Below are 17,693 nucleotides of genomic sequence, written 5' to 3'. Positions count from 1 at the left end.
ACCGTCCGTGGCCCCGATCCACCTGTATCGGTGAGAACCCGAGGACAGCCGCAACGGAACGGTTCCGGAACGTGGCGGCACGCGGTTGATTCTCACGTTGGGTGTGATTCTCGCCGGAGCTCCTGGCGTCTACCGCGCACATGCGCAGGATGAGCCCCGGAGGTGGTGGCGATGAAGGTGGTCCTCTTCTGCGGCGGCTACGGGATGCGGATGCGCAACGACGTCGACGACGTCCCCAAGCCGATGCAGATGATCGGTGACCGCCCGCTCCTGTGGAACGTCATGCGCACCTACGCCTACTACGGGCACACCGAGTTCGTGCTCTGCATGGGCTACGGCGCACGGCACGTCGTCGACTTCTTCCGGCGTTATGACGAGACGTACACGAACGACTTCGTGCTCCGCGAGGGCGGCGCGAAGCTCGAGCTCCTGTCGTCGGACATCTCCGACTGGACGATCACCTTCGTGCACACGGGCATGGACACCCCCATCGGGGAGCGCCTGAGGCGGGTGCGCGAGCACGTCGACCAGGACGTCTTCGCCGCCAACTACGCCGACGTCCTGACCGACGCACCGCTCGACGTCATCGAGGAGCACTTCCGTGCCAGCGGGGCGGTCGGCAGCCTCCTGTCGGTGCCACCCCAGGCGGCGTTCCACATGGTGGAGTCCGACGAGGACGACTACGTCTCGGCCGTGCGGTCCGTCTCCGCGCTCGAGGTCCGGGAGAACGGCGGCTACTTCTTCTTCACGCCCGAGGTCTTCGACTACCTGCACGAGGGTGAGGACCTGGTGACCGACGCCTTCCCGCGCCTGGCCGCCGAGCGCCGGCTGATCGCCTGGCGGCACGACGGGTTCTGGAAGCCGGCCGACACGGTCAAGGAGCGCAGCGAGCTCGACGTGCTGGCGCGGCGGCACGTCCGTCCCTGGGCCGTCTGGGACGAGGCGAGGAGGGCCGCACTGACGAGCGACGGCCGCGGGAGCTGACCGGGTGCTGCGTCTCACCCCGGACCCGGGGAAGCGACTGCGCGTCGCCCTGATCGGCGCCCACTGCGACGACGTGGAGATCGGCGCCGGCGGCCTCGTCCTCGACCTGGGCGAGCGGCGGGCGCTCGCCGCCGTGGACGTCCTGGTCCTCGCGTCGACACCGGTCCGCGAGGCCGAGGCCAGTGCCAGCCTGGAGGCCTTCTGCGCGCCCGTCCGCCCTGCGGTGACCTTCGGGGGCCTGCCGGACGGGAGGCTGCCCGGCCGCTGGGACGAGGTCAAGGACCGGCTGCAGGACTTCGCGGCCACGACGTCCCCCGACCTCGTGCTGGCGCCCTCCCCGGCGGACGCCCACCAGGACCACCGGCTGCTCGGTGAACTCGTGACGACGGCGTTCCGCGACCAGCTGGTCCTGCACTACGAGATCCCCAAGTGGGACGGCGATCTGGGCGCGGGGCGCCCGCAGACGTACTGGCCCCTGTCCGGCCAGCTCGTCCGCCGGAAGGCCGCGCTCCTCCACGAGCACTACGGCTCCCAGCGCGACCACGACTGGTTCCGCGAGGACACGTTCCTCGCGCTGGCCCGGCTCAGGGGGATGGAGTGCCGGTCCGACTACGCCGAGGCCTTCTCCTGCCCCAAGACCGTCCTCGGGTGGCAGGCGGACCGGGCGCCGGCACCCTGAGCGCCGACGCCCGGCCGGGTCAGTCCTCCCAGACCCTCCACTCCGCCGAACCGCTGTCCCACAGGCTGTTGAGCTCCTTCCAGTCGCGGAAGGTGTCCATGCCCATCCAGAAGGCCTCGTGCCGGTACACGCCGAGCTGCCCGTCGCGCGCGAGCCGCTGCAGCGGGGCGTGCTCGAGCATCTGCTCGGTCGCGCCCGGGTCGAGGTACCCGTCGATGAACTCGCGCTCGAAGAAGAAGAAGCCCCCGTTGACGTAACCGGTCTGCGACTGCTTCTCGTTGAACTGGGTGACGTCGTCGCCGGCGATCGCCATCTCGCCGTACCGGCCGGCCGGGTGCACGCCGGTCAACGTGCCGAGCTTGCCGCCGGCCACGTGCGTCTTGAGCACGCCGGTGATGTCGACCGCGCCGATGCCGTCGCCGTAGGTGAGCGCGAAGCGGGGGGCGTCGAGGTACTCGGCGACGCGGGCGATGCGGGCACCCGTGGCGGTGGTCAGCCCGGTCTCGGCGAAGGTGATCTCCCAGTCCTCGTCCTCGACCGCCGTGTGGTACTCGAGCTCGTGCTCGCCGCGCAGCCGGAGGGTGAAGTCGTTCCACCGGGAGCGGTGATCGAGGAAGTAGTCCTTGATCATGTCGCCCTTGTAACCCAGGCAGAGCACGAAGCGACGGAAGCCGTGGTGGCTGTAGGTCTTCATGATGTGCCAGAGGATCGGCCGCCCGCCGATGTCCACCAGCGGCTTGGGCAGGTGCTCGCTGGCCTCCCGGAGCCGCGTTCCCATCCCTCCGCAGAGGATGACGACGGGGATGTCGGCGGTCGGGACGTCGGGGCGGTCGGGCATGCGTTCCTCGTTCCTGGTTACTCGGCAGTACTGCTTGCAGTCCGCCCGGGAGCGTAGGCAGGATCCCGTCCCGGGGGAACCGCAGTCGCACCACCCGGACCGGATCACCCCCGATCGTGGGCTGCTCCGCGGCGTCGACGGCCCGGTGGGGAGACCAACGTCACCCGACCGGTCACCGGTCCCGGCCGGACGGTCAGCCCGGCGGACGCAGAGCGCCGGTCACCATGCTCGGGTCGAGGTCGCCGATGCCGGCCGCACCGGCGACCGCCATGACGTGCCGGAGATCGGCACCGAGCGCCTCCAGCGCGGCGGTCACCCCGTCGGCCCCCTCGCTCGCCAGCGCCCACAGCACCGGCCGGCCGACCAGCACGGCAGCCGCTCCGAGCGTCAACGCCACCAGCGCGTCGACACCGGTGCGCACGCCACCGTCCACCAGCACGGGAGCGCGTCCGTCGACGGCTTCGAGCACCTCGGGGAGGGCCAGGGCGCTGGGGACGGCCCGGTCGAGCTGGCGGCCGCCGTGGTTGGAGACGATGACGCCGGCCGCTCCCGCCTCCAGGCAGCGCTCCGCCTCGTCCCCCCGGAGGACGCCCTTCACGAGGACCGGCAGTCCCCCGACCTCCGCGAGCCGCCGGATGACGTCCGGGGTCATCGAGGGGTCCTGCTCGGCGGCTTCGCGCCCGATGGCCCCGGGGAGCAGGTGCTGGGCGAGGTTGACGAGGAACTGGTCGTCGGGGACGGCGATGCGAACCCCGCTCACCTTGTGTTTCCGGCCCACGTAGGGGGTGTCGACGGTGAGGACGACGGCTCGGGCGCCTGCCGCCGCGGCCCGCTGGACGAGCGCCTCGGTGAGGCCCCGGTCGCGCATCACGTAGGCCTGGAACCACCACGGGCCCGTCGCGGCCACGCCGATGTCCTCCAGCGTGCGCGAGGCCCGGGTGGAGACGACCGACAGGCAGCCCGCCTTGCCCGTGCCGGCGACGGTCGCGCACTCCCCGTCGGGGTGCGCGAGTGCGTGGAAGGCCATGGGGGCGACGACGAACGGGGACTCCACGGTGGTCCCGAGCAACTGGGTCGTCAGGTCCACCGACGAGACGTCCCGCAGGACGCGGGGGCGCAGCCGGTAGGCCCGCCAGGCGGCCTCGGCCTCGCGGAGGGTCGTCTCCTCCCCCGAGCCGGCCTGGTAGTAGTCCCAGACCGCCGGGTCCAGTGTGCGACGCGCGGTTTCCAGATGACCTGCAGACAGAGACAGCATCGACGTCGAGGCAGCGAGGACACCGTGCCCCCGTTCGCCTCCCCCTCTCCTCGTGCGCTGTGGGTGGGCGGAAGCGTATGTCCTGTCCGGGCCTGCGTCCCCTGCCGGCCGGTGGACGGGAGGCGGGTGTCCACCGGACGGGATCCCCCGTCCCCCGCTCGTGTGAGCCGGGACGCGCACGGCCCCGCCGGTCAGCGGACCGGACGGCCGCAGCCTCGCGCGGTCACCACAGCTCCTGGTAGGTGCGGGCGGACTCCGGCATCCGGAGGTACTCGCCGAACAGCAGCCAGTTCAGGTCGTCCTTGTCGACGTTGAAGTGGATCTCGTACAGCACCTCGCCGGCGCCGGTCCCGGCGTTCTCGGAGAAGAACTCGTACATCCCTCGGATGAACGCCGGGGAGTCGCCGTCCTCGGCGCTGCCCGACCACTCCGGTACCGCCAGCGGCAGACCGACGCTGCGCGCGAAGTCGAGGTGTGCCTGCAGGCCCTTGGGGGCGCCGTACTCGTCCGTGTCGTCCAGCGTGTCGGCCCACTCCTGCTCGGTCTCCACGTACGGGTAGCGGTTGTAGTAGTCGACGGCCATGACGTCGACGTACTCCGCGCCGGGGAAGAACTCACGCCAGTCCATGTCGGTGCCCACCGACTCCCGGTTGACGTTGAACACCAACTGGGCCTCGGGGAAGACCTCCTGCTGCAGCGCCCGGAAGCGCTTCCACGCCTCGACGAACGCCTCGTGGTTGTCGGCGTCGACCGACCAGTCGAACCAGTCGCCGTTCATCTCGTGGGCGAAGCGGATGTAGGTGGTGCCGGACTTGTCCTCGCGCAGCTCACGGAGGTTGGTCAGGGACTCCCGCCACCGGTCGTCGTAGGCCCCCTCGGCAGCCTCCTCCCAGCTCTCCCCCTCCTGGTCGTCGTCGATCGCACCGATGGCGATGTCAAGCGGCCGGTCCCAGGAGCCGAACTGCTCCTCGTCGTGCAACTGCCAGAGCTCGACCATCGCCTCGTTGTTGTCCGACCACGTGCCGCCGATCTCCATGGGCCGGCCCCGCCACTCCCCCATCTGGTCGATGGTCACGACGTCCTCGGTGGCGGCTCCGGACAGCCAGTCCGCGGGTGGGGACACGCGGGGGTCGGGGGTCTGCTCCACCCGGACCGGGTCGTCCCCCAGGACGACGTACGCACCCACCGCGAGGCCCGTCACCACGGCGACGATCGCCAGGACGGCGACCCACCGACGTCGACGGCCCGGGTGGGCGACCTGCCAGGGCCCGGAGGGGTGCGGGGTCACGGACGTCGAGCCACCCGGAGGGGTCTCCTGCGTCTCAGCGGCCACCTGTCACTCTCCCGTGTCTGATGCGATGATCCTGCGCCTGGTCGTGGAAGATCATGTCGGCGCAGCTCGCTGGAGACCAGACGTTGAGTCGCGACGCCACCCTCAAGTGACTGGAGATTACATGTCCGCGCAGGTGAGCAGGTGACCGAACGTCCCGTCCCGCCCCCACCAGCTGCCGGCTCCCTGGCCGACGTCGAGCTCGTCGTGGTCGCGTACCGCAGCCGCGCGCAGATCGAGCAGATGCTGGCCGGCCTGCCGACCGACCTGCCCCTCGTGGTCGTCGACAACTCCGACGGCGCCGACGGACTCGAGGAGGTGGTCCTCGCCCGCCCGGGCGGCCGGTACCTGCGGGGAGGCGGTGTCGGCTTCGCGCGCGCGGCCAACCTGGGAGCGCGCACCTCGAGCGCGGAGCACTTGGTGTTCGTCAACCCGGACACCCGGCCCACCACGAGCGATCTCGCCACGCTGGTCGAGGACGTGGCCACCGATCCGCGGTGCTCGGCCAGCGGGGGCACGCTCGTCGAGGACGACGGCCGGTCCCAGATCGGTGTGGGCGGTTGGGAACCCTCGGTCCGCCGCGCCGCGGTCCACGCGCTGGGCCTGCACAAGCCCTTCCCGCGTGCGGGGATCTACGCCCGCCCGGTGATCGGTGAGCCGGAGGAGCTCGACTGGGTCAGTGGCGGCTGCATGGCGGTGCGCCGGCAGACCTTCCTCGACCTCGGCTGCTTCGACGAGGACTTCTACGTCTACAACGAGGACGTCGCGTTCGGCCGCGCCAGTCGCCGGGGAGGACTGGTGCCGCGACTGCGGACCGACGTCCCGATCGCCGGCTCGAGCGGCGGCTCGGGGGCCCCGTCCCTGGAGATGATGCGGTTGCGGGGGGCCTCCATGGCCCAGTACCTCCGGAAGTTCCACCCTCGGTTCCGCGCCGAGGTCATGGTCGTCCTGTTCGGTCTGGGCTACGCCATCCGGTCGGCGGTCCAGGTCCTCCGCCGTGACCGCCGCCGGGCGCGGGAGTTCTGGGCTCACGCAGTGGGCACCTTCACGGGGCGGGCCTTCGTCGGCGGCCGCCTCGTCACGTCCCGCACCTGAGCGACGAGGTCTCTCCCGTCGCCGCACCGGGGCCCGTCAGGACCGCCCCTCCGGGCGGCCTGGCGGGCCGGATCGCGCAGGGACCTGGCCCGGCGTGGGCAGCCGGTGTCGCCGTGGAGCAGGACCACCCGCGACCGACGGTCCTGCGGGTGTGACCGACCGGCGACCGTCCCCGCGGATCAAGCCGGGGCGACCTCCGGCCCGGCTGCGTCGCAGCGGTACCCCGCCCTTGGCTAGTAGGCGCCAGGCCCCCGGAAGACGGCGCCCAGCGTCTTCCACATGATCATGAAGTCGAACGCCAGTGACCAGTTCTCCACGTAGCGCACGTCGATGCGGACGGAGTCGTCCCAGGAGAGGTCCGACCGTCCACTGACCTGCCAGAGCCCGGTGAGGCCGGGCTTGACCAGGAAACGCCGGCGCATGTCCAGGCCGTAGCGCTCGACCTCGGACGGCAGCGGGGGTCGGGGTCCCACGAGCGACATGTCCCCACGGAGGACGTTGATCAGCTGAGGGAGCTCGTCGAGGGAGAACCGCCGCAGCCACCGGCCGACCGGCGTGACACGGGGGTCCTCCCGCAGCTTGAACAGCACCCCGTTGCCGTCGTCGTGCTCGGTGGGCACCATGCGCTCGGCGCCCTCGACCATGCTGCGGAACTTCAGCATCGGGAACAGGCGTCCGTCCCGGCCCACCCGCTCCTGACGGAACAGGACGGGACCGCGGCTGGTCATCCGCACGGCCGTCGCGATCGCCACGAGGGCGGGCAGGAGCACCAGCAGGCCGACCGCGGCGGCCACCCGGTCGAGGGTCTCCTTGGTCAGGCGACGGACGCCCCGCAGCTCCGGACGCTCCATGTGGAGCAGGGGCAGCCCGCACACCGGGCGGATGTTCACCCGCGTGCCCACGATCTCGGTGACCGCAGGGGCGAGGAGCAGCTCGGCCCGGGTCTGCTCCAGGTCCCACCCGAGCTGGCGCAGCGCCGGACCGTCCAGCTCCCGGGAGGGCAGCACGGCGACCGTGTCGACGTCGTACCCGCGCACGACCTCGGCGACCTCGTCCAGGCTCCCGAGGACGGGGATGCCGTCGAAGACGGGAGTCGGGCGGTCACGCTGGTCGGAGGGCAGGCAGCAGCCGATCACCCGGTACCCGTGGTAGGCGTCCCGCTCGATCTGCCCGTGCAACGCCTCGACCCCGCTGCGGTGGCCGACCATGAGCATCGTCCGCTGGAAGCGCCCGTACTGCCGCTGGCGGTGCACCCAGGACCGGTGCAGGTACCGGGTGAGCAGCGTGAGGACCGTCGCCAGCGGGAGGGCCACCACGACGAAGCCGCGAGCCACCTCGAGCTTGAAGGCATAACTGACGGTGGCGACGGCGGCGAGGAGCAACACGGCCGCGGAGAAGACGCGCCGGAACTCCTCGGCGCCGACCCAGAGGAACCGCCGCTCGTAACTCCGGGAGACCAGCATGGCGAGAACCCACACGGCGGGCAGGAGCACAGCCATCCAGACAGACGCCGCGTTGCCGGGTGGCGTGCTGCCGGGGCCGAAGCGCACGAGGTACCCGGCCGCCGAGACGGCCAGCGCGACGACGCCGTCGGTCACCATGATGCGTCGGACGTAGGCCCGCTCCCACGCCTGGAGGTCGACGGAGTCGTCACGGCGCGAGGCGGCCCGGGTGAGCGCCCCGCGTCCGGCATCCGGCCGCGGCTCGGAGCGTCTCAGCCCGTCACCTGGAGTGACCGTGTACATCCGACCCCCGTGTGACATCAGGCTCCGGACACGGCGTCTGGAGCGTCGTCCTCGGCCCCCGGCGACGCCGCGAGCCGGGCGAGCGGAGATCACCATGACCCTCGGTGACCTGCCCACCCCGTGCAGCGGAGATCTTGCACAATGCTCGACCGCTCGGGGAGCCCATTTGCGCACCATCGGCGGACACGCGTGGAGGACTTCGGATCTTGTCACTCACTAGTGACCGAGAGTGAGGAATGGACAGGGTTTTTGCTCACCGTCCGTGACGGGAGCCACATCATGAGGACCTCGCGCCTGCAGCGTGACGGGCCTGTCCTCGCGTGCCCGCGCCCGTCTATCCGCCGGCCCGCGAGCCGAGTGCGGTCGCACGGTCGACGAGGGACCCCAGGGCGTTGTGCCACCGGTAGGGCTCGACCACCGCGCGCACGGCCCCTCGGTCCGGGTCCTGCCGTGCGACGTCGACGACCGCGTGCGCGAAGGCCTCCGCGGACTCGGCGAGCCGGAGGTGTGCACCCTCCAGCGACTCGAGGCCGAGGGCTCCCAGCGGGGTCGCCACCACCGGCGTGCCGCACGCCAGGGCCTCCAGGATCTTCAGCCGCGTCCCCCCCGCAGCGAGGAGCGGCGCGGTGGCCACCCGCGCGGCCGTGACGTACGGCAGGACGCTGGGGACGTCGGCGTGCACCTCGACCGTCGGCCCCTGCAGGGTCCGCACCGACGCCGCCGGCGAGCGGCCCACGAGCTGGAGCACCAGGCCGGGGTCCAGCGCCTGCACGTGGGGCCAGACCTCTCTGACCAGCCACTCCGCGGCGTCGACGTTGGGTCGCCAGCCGAGGTGGGCGACGAAGACGACGGTCCTGCTCCGGGGGCCGGACGTGTAGAAGGCCGCGTCGCTCACGCCGTTGGGTGCCACGACGATCTCGGCCCCCGCCGGACGGCCGCCGGCCAGGTCCCGCAGCAGGTCCGCGTCCCGCTGGCTGACCGTGGCGACGGCGTCGACCTGCCGCGGCAGGTGGCTCTCCATCCTCCGCAGCGCAGCGGCCTCGTACCGGGCGGCCAGCCGCTTCAGCCGCGAGGTGGCCGACCTCGCGTAGTTGGCCATCAGCTCGGACTCGACGTTGTGCATGTCCACGAGGACGGGGCGCGGTACGACGGGCAGGTAACCCAGCAGCTGCGTGAACTCCAGGACCGTCAGGTCGTACCGGTGCTGCTCCAGGTCCCGGTGCACCTCGCGCACGACCCGGGGGCTGAACCAGGTCAGGGCCGAGATGCTGCGGGCCCGGAGGAAACGGACGAGGACGCGCACGAGGGAGCGTGCGGAGCCCGGGCTCCATCGCCCGGACGCGCCTGCACCGCTGCGCTTCCGGGCGCGGACGACGTGCGCGTCGACGACGAAGCCCGCCTCGGTCAGTTCGCTCACCAGGGCTGCCACCCGCAGGCTCCCCCCGTCCCGAGGGTCCTCGAAGTCGGTCTTGGTCAGCAGGAGGATGCGTCGGCCCGCGGCCGGCCGAGCGGTGTGTGACATGAGGGTCCTGTTCCAGCGAGTGACGACGGCCCAGGCGGGAACCCCACTCGCCGCGAGTGGTGGTCGGGACCTGAGCGGTCGGTGAGTGGGTCTAGCGAGGGACCTTGCGCCAGCCGACAGCGGTCGGCTGGTTGCGACGCAGGCGCCGCCGCAGGATCCGGGACGCCGCCGCGACGGGGATGGCCTGGAGGGCGACGACCGCGGCCACGGGGTCGAGGGGGGTCGTGACCGACAGGAGACCGCGGTACTGCGCAACCGCAGCGGCAACGGGAACACCCACGAGGGGTCCCAACACACGGGGCCGCGCGCTCACCACGGCTCCGACACCGACCCAGAAGGCGGCCGCTCCTACGGTGAGCCGGTACATCTTGTGGGCGAGGTAGTCCCGGCCGGCCGGCGTCCGGGACAGTGCCGGGAGCCTCGGCAGCGCCTCGGACAGCTGGCCGTAGGCGATGCGCACCCGGCGTTCCCACTGTTCCCGACGAGGGACCGGGTCCTCGCAGGTCACGATGGCCGGGGAGACGCTGACGCGGAGCCCGCGGGCATCGAAGTCGATCGCGAGCCAGAGGTCGTCAGACGTCGTTGCGGGCGGCACCGCCCGGTAGTCCCGCCGTCGCAGCGCCAGGAACTCACCCACCACGGCCAGGGTCCCTCCCCTCTCGCTGGCCTCCCGCTTCAACCACGACTCGAGGAGCCAGAACAGGACGTCATCCGACCCGTTCTCCGTCTTGTTCGCGCTGAGGAGACTGGTCTCCTGGAGCTCACGGAGCATCCGCACCGGCCAGTCCGGCGGCTGGATCCGGCAGTTCGCATCGGTGAGGACGACGACATCGGCGGTCGACTGCTCGACGGCCGCGTTGACGGCGGCTGGCTTACCTCCCCGCCCGGTCAGGGTCACCTTGCCAGCGACAGCCGCTGCAACGGCGGTGGCCTCGTCACTGGCCACCACGTGCACGAGGTGCCGCACTGAGGACTTCTCCAAGTCCGTGGTCAGTCTCTCGACCGTGTCCCCCACCGTGCTCTGCTCGAGGTAGGCGGGGATGATGACCTCGACGAACGGGTCCTCGGGGAGGGGGTCCGGCGCCGGGTGCGACCCCGTCCCGCGGCCGAGGAGGCGTTCCACCGCGCCGAGCGCCAGCGGCAGGACCGGACCGGCCAGAAAGAGCATGCCGGACGCGACGAGGACACCGCGCCGGGGTCGGTCGATCATGGGCCAGACCCTATAGAAGCGCCGTGATGGGTCGAGCCGGGACAGTCGGAGTTCCGCCGATCGGATGGGACTGCGTGTCCCCGGGCCGCCGGTGGGACACGTCTGGGTTCAGCGCTAGCGGAGGACGGGGACGGAGGGCTCACCGACGCCGGCGCCGACGGCCCGGCCTCCCACAGGGGACGTCACGCGTCGAGCCACGCCGGACTCCGCCGTGACAGGTCGAACGCCGTGAGCGTGAGGACCAGCACGTTCGTCACGGCGAGTCCCAGCACCACACCGACCAGGCCGAGGTCGAGCCAGTACGCCGCCGCCCAGACGCCGCAGCCGGCGAGCAGGGAGACCAGGCGCGGACGGACCGAGGCGGCCGCAGGCAGACCTGCCGTGATGAGCGTTTCCAGCAGGGATGCCAGTCCGCCACACGCGAACGCCGCCAACAGGGCCGCCGCCAGGGGTCCGGCCGAGGCGTACTGCTCGCCGAACACCAAAGACACCAGCGGCCCTCCGACCAGGACCAGGCCAGCGACACCCAGCAGGCTCATCCCGGTGGGGACCGGTACCAGCCGCAGCAGGGTCACCCGGAGGGCGGAGCCGGACGCGACGGACCGGAGGCTCTCGCCGTAGAAGGCGTGGTACGGCGCCATGCCCAGGCGACCGATCGCGGACGCCACGGCGTACACCCCCAGCTCTCGGGGGGAGAGCAGCAGCATCGCGGCGATCAGGTCCGCGTGGAAGCCGACCGCACCGAGGAGTTCCCGCGGCCAGAGTCGGGCGGCTCCGTGTCGGTAGAGCGAGCGGCCGGCGTGGGTGGGTCCCCGGAGTCCGTGGCGCAGCCAGACCACGATCGGCACTCTCATGGCCACCGTCGGGAGGAACAGGCAGACGACCGCCACCTCGATCGACAGCGTCCCGAGGAGACCGACGACGGTGATCGCCACCGAGGAGGAGACGACGTCCACCGTCCTCAGGGGTTGAACCCAGGTCTCACGCGCACTCCTGACGAGGAACGACTCGCTCCACCCGACGAGCACGGGTCCGATCATGAGCAGGGCCACCACGTAACTCGCCGAGGACGGCGTGATCACGACCAGGCCCAGCCCTGCCAGCGCAGTCCACGCCAGGACGACGTGCAGGAGGACGATGCGGGGTTCCGGTCCTGCTGCGCTCCTCGGGAGGAGGGCCAGCGGCACCCCGAGCGACAGGAGGTGGGGCGCCAGGACGTAGAGCACCTGGACCCTCGAGTAGTCGCCGCGCCCCACGACGCCCAGCTCACGAGCCAGGAGCACCCCTGACAGCAGGCCCGCCAACACCACCGCGGCCTGCTGCAGCAGCGCGCCTGTCCTCCCGAGCAGCACGGACGATCACTCGGGCCCATCGGGTGCCGGTCGTTGCCGGCCGGCGTCCCGGTACACCTCAAGGCAGGTCGCGGCCGTGGCCTCCCACGTGTACCGCTGCGCGAACGAGGTGCAGGAGGCCCTGCTCGGGAGCGGGATCCGTCCGGATGCGACGTCCCGGAGCCGGGCGGCCAGGGCTACGGGGTCGCCTGGACGCACGATGAGTTCCGGCGAGAAGTCCCCGATCACCTCACCCAACCCGCCGAGGTCGCTGCCCAGGACGGGGACACCGCTGGCCAGCGACTCGAGAGCGACGAGACCGAAGCCCTCCAGAGCGACGGACGGGACCACGGAGAACCGGGCACCGCGGTACAGCGACGCGAGCGCCGAGTCGGACACCCTGCCTCGGAACTCCACCACGGCGCCGAGCCCCAACTCCGCTGCCAGTTGCTCGAGGCGAGGGCGCTCCGGTCCGTCGCCGACCAGCACGAGCTTGGTACGGACGCCGCTGCGGGCCCACGCCTGAAGGAGGACGTCGAGACCCATCCGCGGCACGAGACGACGCACGCAGACCGCGTAGTCCTGCACCGCTGCGTCCGGGCCGGCCACGAACCGCTCGTGGTCCACGCCGGGAGGGACGACGCGGATGCGCGAGGCCTCGACCCCGTACTCCTCCTCGAGCACCGACGCGAAGGACCGGGAGAGCACGACGAACGCCTCGGCGCGCCGGAAGACCAGACGCTCAATGCGCTTCTTGGCCGACACCACCACGGGGGACGCGCCTTCCACCGCACTTTCCGCTGCCCAGGGCCCGTGGAAGTGGAAGACCAACCCCGAGGACCGTCGCGACCACAGTGCCGGCAGGGCGTTGAGCGCGAAGTGCGCGACGACGACGTCACCGGTCCGCACGACGCGCCGCAGCACCCGGAACAGAGCGAGGAGACGCAGCGGCAGGGGGTCCTCGACCCTCGCGACGTCCACAAGACCCTCGACCGGGTCCTCCCGGCACGGTCCCAGGACCAGCACGCGCTGCTCCACACCGAGCGCCTGGAAGGCGTGGCAGAGGCTCGCTACGTAGCGGTTCAGCCCTCCAGGCCGGTCGGGGAACCACCCGTCCCCGATCACCACAACGCCGGGGGCCGCCCCCTGCGGGCGGTGCGACGTCGGCCTACGGCGCCCCATCGACTCCCCCACGGGTGCAGGCAGTGATCGACACGCACAGCGGAGGACCGATCCGGTCGTGCTCCTGTGCCGAGCCCCGGGGGACAGCTCGACCACCGAGTGTCGTCACCGGTCGCGGTCCCCGACCACTCCGCGGAGCGTGTCCGTCATCCGCTGTTGGAAGGCCAGGCGGGAGTAGACCTGCGACGTCCGGGAGGCAACCTCCGCGTGGTCCCAGTCCTGCGCCAGGAGCTCCTTGATCGCCTGACCCAGGCTCTCCACCGACGGTGTGTCGAAGAAGACCCCGGAGAAGCCCTCCTCCACGGTGTCCAGTGCCCCACCGGCCCGGTATGCGATCACCGGGGTCCCGCAGGCCATAGCCTCCACGGGCACGATGCCGAAGTCGTCCTCGCCGGGGAAGAACAGTCCCTCCGAGGAGCGGTACAGGTCCACCAGGTCGTGCGCGCTCCGCCAGCCGAGGAAGCGGACGTTGCTGGGAGCCGTGCGCTGCAGCCGCGCCCTGTCGCGCCCCTCGCCGACGACCGTGAGCGTCTTGTTCGGCATGTCGCGCATGACCTCGATGGCCAGCGAGAGCCTCTTGTAGGGCTCTGCGATCCGGCCCACCCAGAGGAACCCGTCCCGGACCGCGTCCGCGTCGAAGGTGAAGACGCGCTCGTCGAAGGGCGGCGGCACGATGGGCGCGTCCGCGACGCCGTAGGCGAGGTGGATCCTGTCCCGGACGGCCCGACTCGTCGCGATGAAGGCGGTGACCGACTCGGCCGCCCGCTGGTCGGCGTGCCTGAAGTACCCGCCGAGGAGGCGGGTGGCCATCCGCACGGGGAGCGACCCACCCTTGGTGTACATCGCCGCGCCGCTCCAGGCGTGCCGGAGCGGCGAGTGGCAGTACACGACCTTCATCCCCGTGGACGGGACGACGTGACAGAAGGCGTAGGACGACGCCAGGAGGTGCCCGGCGGCCGGTCTCGCCCTCCTCAGGAGCACCGGGTAGAGGGGCGCGAGCCAGCGGTGGTTCCACCGGGTGACCGGGAGCGCGCCCAGCAGGTCCGGACCCCGGGGCACCCCGAAGTGCCGCACCACGTCGTCGTCCGCGCCGATGAACCGCACCGGGGCGCCGGGGAGGACGAGCTCGCTCAGGCACCTCGTCACCCACTCGGCACCCCCCGACACGAAGGCGAAGTCGTGACTGATCGTCCACTCGCGGGGGTCCAGGTCCACTAGCCGTACACCTCCTCGCCAGGACGGGACCCGCCTCCGGCGGGACGGTCGGGGACCGGCGGTACGCCCTCGCGGCGGTGCCGCCCACGTCCCTCGGTGACCGGCCGGTCGGCGAAGCGGGGCGCGACGGTGGACACGGCGACGACGGCCGCCAGCAGGAGACCGTTCCGCGGGAAGTAGAGGACGTTGTCCAGCATCCAGGTGAGGAGGACCAGGACCAGCACGCCCAGGACGGGGGACCGAGCACGCCACGCGGCACGACAGACGGCGAGCACCGCGGCGATCAGTGCCAGCCCACCGAGAGCGCCCGTCTCGATGAACACGTCGATGAAGGTGTTGTGCGAGTAGACCAGGCCACCCGTCCCGTCGTCGGACAACTGGGCGTAGAGCCCGGGCCCGACACCGAGCGTGAGAGCGCGGTCGACGGCCTCGCCCACGGCGGACGTGAGCAGGTCCAGCCGGCCGGAGGTGCTCACGTCACCCGAGTCGATTGCGCGGAGGATGTTGTCGCCCAGGCTCTCCTGGGCGCCGGGAGGCCTCACGAACAGCACGGCGAGGAGGCCCACCAGGGCGACACCGGCGATGACGACGCGCCGACTGCTCCTCAGGACTAGGTATCCGGCGGTGACGACCAGCAAGGCCACGAGTCCCTGACGCGAGAAGGTGATGGCCAGAGCTGCCCCGATGACCACGATCGCCGCGGCGTTCAGGACGGGCAGCCTCCGGTGGACCAGCAGGAGCAGCGCCGTGAAGGCCGTCACGGCGAAGTACTGACCGGCACTCGGCGATGCCATGAACGGCACGATGCCCCGGAACTGCCCCACGCTGGGCACGTAGACGTTCAGCAGGCCGATGGAGTTGGCGGTGGTGCCGCCCCACACTGCGTTGGCCTGCGCGAGCAGATCATAGAACTCGGGCTCCCCGACGAAGAACTGGTAGGCGTACTGCAGGAGGCACACGACGCCGGCGACCAGACCACCGATCGTCAGGGACTGGAGCACCCTCGCTCCCGTCGTCGCCCCGGTGCGGACCGCACCGTGCACAGCCAGGCCGAACCCGACGAAGAAGGTCAGGTAGGCCGCGCGGGACAGGGCGTACGGACTCCCGGAGGCCACGGCGCTCACACTCACGGCCAGCACCAGGAGGACCACGGTGACAGCCGTGGCACCGGGGCGGGTCCGCCTCGGGAGACCGACGTACCGGAGCAGACAGACGACGGCGACGGGCAGCCCGACGAGGAACCCCGAGAAGACCGAGCCGCCGGCCAGTTCACCCGTGTACGGGAACAGCGGGAGCGTGATCAGGAAGGCGTGCAGGGCCCAGGTGGTGGCGTGGTGCGCGATGCCGGCGACGACCACCGCGCCGGCGACCGTGAGCACGAGGCCCGGGTCGAGGTCGGTGAAGACCACCAGCAGTGCCGCACCCGCAGCCACGACCGCGGCCGACGTCCCGTACAACCCGACGAGCTTCGCTCCGCGCGCGCCGTCCCGCGACGCCACCGCCTCATCCATTGTCGTGCCTCTCGGTGTGGGGCGCCCGCGGATGGCCGGGAGCTGATGACGCCGACCTGGCGTCAGAGCGCGTCACGGGCAACGCCCCAAGACGTCCGCGTAGACGCGGTGCAGGTGCGCGGCGATGAGCCCGACGTCGTAGGCCCTGCTCGCGCGTCGCGCCTCCGCCCCCATCGACGCACGGAGGCGAGGGTCCCGGGCGACGAGCTGGATGTGCTCCGCGAGCAGGTCCACGTCACCGGGAGGGTGGAGGAGGCCAGTCACGCCGTGCTCGAGGATCTCACTCGGTCCCCCGGCATCGGCTGCCAGCACGGCCAGTCCGGCGGCCATGCCCTCGGTCACCACCTGGCCGAAGGGCTCGGGGATGAGCGACGCGTGCACCAGGACGTCCATTGCCTGCAGTTCCGCCGGGACGTCGTCGGAGAACCCCGTGAACGTCACGCGTCCGTCGATGTCGAGTTCGGCCACGAGCTGGTGCAACTCGGCGAGGTAGTCCGTCTCACCGAACATGGCTGAACCGACGATCACCGCTCGACTGTGCGGTCGGTCGTGTGTGGCCTGCGCGAAGGCGCGGAGGAAGACGTCCTGCCCCTTCCACGGCGTGATGCGACCGACCATCCCGACGGTAAGGCCGTCGTCGCGCTCGTGCACGGGGTCCTGGCGCGGTGTCTGCTCGACCGGCTCGGGGAGGACGACGGTCCGTCCCCGGCGCCATCGAGGAGCGACCGTCGCGAGGGTGGACCGGGAGTTCGCGATGACGAGTCGCGGCAGCGTCCAGACGGCCAATCTGGACAACGCAGCAGCCGAGGCGGACATGTAGCGGGAGTCGATCCGGTCCCTGGCGTGCCAGACGTGCGGGACACGCGCGATCCTCGCCGCCACGCCACCGTAGAGGTGCGCCTTGTTGGAGTTGGTGTGGACGAGGTCCGGCGCCTCCTGACGGATGACCCGTGCCAGCCTCCACGCATAGGTGAGGGCGTACCAGATCGCCTTCACGGGCGGCCTGGTCAGGCTGATCCGGTCCCTCCGCAGGGTGGCCGCGCCGACCGCGAGGGGGAGGACCTCGACCCGTACGCCCACGGCGCGCAGTCTGTCCGCGAGAGGTCCGTCCTCGGCCAGGAGCACGGTGAAGTCGACGCCGGGCACGTGCGGCAGCAACCGGACGAGCGCCAGTTCAGCGCCCGAGAGCTGGGCGCAGTGGTCGAGCACCAGCACCCTCAGGGGCTCACCCGTCGACCCGCGCGCGTCGACGGAAGACATCGCTGACACGTCTACCGTTGCGCGGCGCGGACGAGGCGCTGCGGTGCGATAGGTGCACGCGTGATCTCCGTCTCGGCCAGGCGCCTGAGCTCGGAGGGATCGTCTCGGCCCGCCGCGGGGCTGCCTCGCCCCGCGGAGGGCACGTCGTGCCCGCCGCACGGTTCGGACACCGGCGGCGTCCGGTCGGACGGTGGCCGGTGCACCACGTCTCGGGCGGTCGCCGGGGCCCTCACCTCGGGGACGTCCGCGTGGTTCGGCGACGGCGGACCGTGGGGTCAGCCCCTGCCCGAAGTCGCGACTGTCCTCGCCAGATCGGCCCTCCGCACATGTGTCCTCCCCGTGCCGACGTGATGGGTCGACAGCGGAGGCTACTTGCTCGGACGACCTGCCATGGGAGTCAGCCTCGCCCGATCGAGGACCCGACCTGCGCTTCCGGTGTCCGGGCCGACTCCGACGCCGTGGGGAACGCCGCCCGTGGAGGACCGGCACGTGGCCGGGCGGACCGCCCGGCCGGCCCGCATGGTGGACCGATCTAG

General features: G+C 71.7%; 14 protein-coding genes. 3 read left to right on the top strand and 11 right to left on the bottom strand.

Going from position 1 to position 17,693, the window contains the following annotated elements; all coding sequences use genetic code 11:
- The first annotated feature begins 171 nt into the window (after positions 1-171).
- Positions 172-984, top strand: coding sequence for a glycosyltransferase family protein (locus tag ABQ292_RS13080; protein ID WP_369206995.1), 813 nt, complete (start codon positions 172-174; stop codon positions 982-984).
- Between the two features lie 4 nt (positions 985-988).
- Complete coding sequence (locus ABQ292_RS13075; RefSeq protein ID WP_369206993.1) at positions 989-1,663, top strand: PIG-L deacetylase family protein; 675 nt, start codon at positions 989-991, stop codon at positions 1,661-1,663.
- Between the two features lie 19 nt (positions 1,664-1,682).
- Here the strand turns inward: ABQ292_RS13075 and ABQ292_RS13070 are convergent, their stop codons facing one another.
- From ABQ292_RS13070 to ABQ292_RS13060, 3 genes are all read right to left on the bottom strand, one after another.
- Positions 1,683-2,501: a sugar phosphate nucleotidyltransferase gene (locus ABQ292_RS13070; RefSeq protein WP_369206991.1), complete on the bottom strand. Its 819-nt coding sequence runs from the start codon at positions 2,499-2,501 to the stop codon at positions 1,683-1,685.
- A gap of 193 nt (positions 2,502-2,694) precedes the next feature.
- Positions 2,695-3,756, bottom strand: a complete 1,062-nt coding sequence (locus tag ABQ292_RS13065) for an alpha-hydroxy acid oxidase (protein WP_369206989.1) — start codon at positions 3,754-3,756, stop codon at positions 2,695-2,697.
- A 223-nt stretch (positions 3,757-3,979) separates the two neighbouring features.
- The gene (locus tag ABQ292_RS13060) at positions 3,980-5,044 is read right to left on the bottom strand and encodes a glycoside hydrolase family 26 protein (RefSeq protein ID WP_369206987.1); all 1,065 of its coding nucleotides are present in this window, start codon (positions 5,042-5,044) and stop codon (positions 3,980-3,982) included.
- Between the two features lie 186 nt (positions 5,045-5,230).
- On the opposite strand from ABQ292_RS13060, the gene ABQ292_RS13055 reads away from it, so the two are divergent.
- A complete protein-coding gene (locus ABQ292_RS13055; protein ID WP_369206985.1) occupies positions 5,231-6,181 on the top strand; it encodes a glycosyltransferase in 951 nt (316 codons plus the stop codon).
- Positions 6,182-6,414: 233 nt separating this feature from the next.
- Here the strand turns inward: ABQ292_RS13055 and ABQ292_RS13050 are convergent, their stop codons facing one another.
- The 8 genes from ABQ292_RS13050 to ABQ292_RS13015 form a co-directional block, all read right to left on the bottom strand.
- Positions 6,415-7,944 (bottom strand): sugar transferase, encoded by a 1,530-nt coding sequence (locus tag ABQ292_RS13050; protein WP_369206983.1) that lies wholly within the window; start codon positions 7,942-7,944, stop codon positions 6,415-6,417.
- Positions 7,945-8,260: 316 nt separating this feature from the next.
- Positions 8,261-9,448, bottom strand: coding sequence for a glycosyltransferase (locus tag ABQ292_RS13045; protein WP_369206981.1), 1,188 nt, complete (start codon positions 9,446-9,448; stop codon positions 8,261-8,263).
- Between the two features lie 91 nt (positions 9,449-9,539).
- Entirely contained in the window at positions 9,540-10,658 is a 1,119-nt protein-coding gene (locus ABQ292_RS13040) for a glycosyltransferase (RefSeq protein WP_369206979.1), read from the bottom strand.
- Between the two features lie 182 nt (positions 10,659-10,840).
- Entirely contained in the window at positions 10,841-12,010 is a 1,170-nt protein-coding gene (locus tag ABQ292_RS13035; protein ID WP_369206977.1) for a polysaccharide biosynthesis protein, read from the bottom strand.
- Between the two features lie 6 nt (positions 12,011-12,016).
- A complete protein-coding gene (locus ABQ292_RS13030; RefSeq protein ID WP_369206975.1) occupies positions 12,017-13,171 on the bottom strand; it encodes a glycosyltransferase family 4 protein in 1,155 nt (384 codons plus the stop codon).
- Between the two features lie 105 nt (positions 13,172-13,276).
- Positions 13,277-14,386: a glycosyltransferase gene (locus ABQ292_RS13025; RefSeq protein WP_369206973.1), complete on the bottom strand. Its 1,110-nt coding sequence runs from the start codon at positions 14,384-14,386 to the stop codon at positions 13,277-13,279.
- The gene (locus tag ABQ292_RS13020; protein ID WP_369206971.1) at positions 14,386-15,885 is read right to left on the bottom strand and encodes an O-antigen ligase family protein; all 1,500 of its coding nucleotides are present in this window, start codon (positions 15,883-15,885) and stop codon (positions 14,386-14,388) included. The genes ABQ292_RS13025 and ABQ292_RS13020 overlap by 1 nt, the downstream gene beginning before the upstream one ends.
- An 84-nt stretch (positions 15,886-15,969) precedes the next feature.
- Entirely contained in the window at positions 15,970-17,157 is a 1,188-nt protein-coding gene (locus ABQ292_RS13015; RefSeq protein ID WP_369206969.1) for a glycosyltransferase, read from the bottom strand.
- Between the last annotated feature and the right edge of the window lie 536 nt (positions 17,158-17,693).

Origin of the sequence: Geodermatophilus maliterrae, from assembly GCF_041018925.1 — a bacterium.
Lineage (GTDB): Bacteria > Actinomycetota > Actinomycetes > Mycobacteriales > Geodermatophilaceae > Geodermatophilus > Geodermatophilus maliterrae.
Note: the sequence above shows the minus strand (reverse complement) of the source record. Positions and strands in the feature narration are given on the sequence as shown.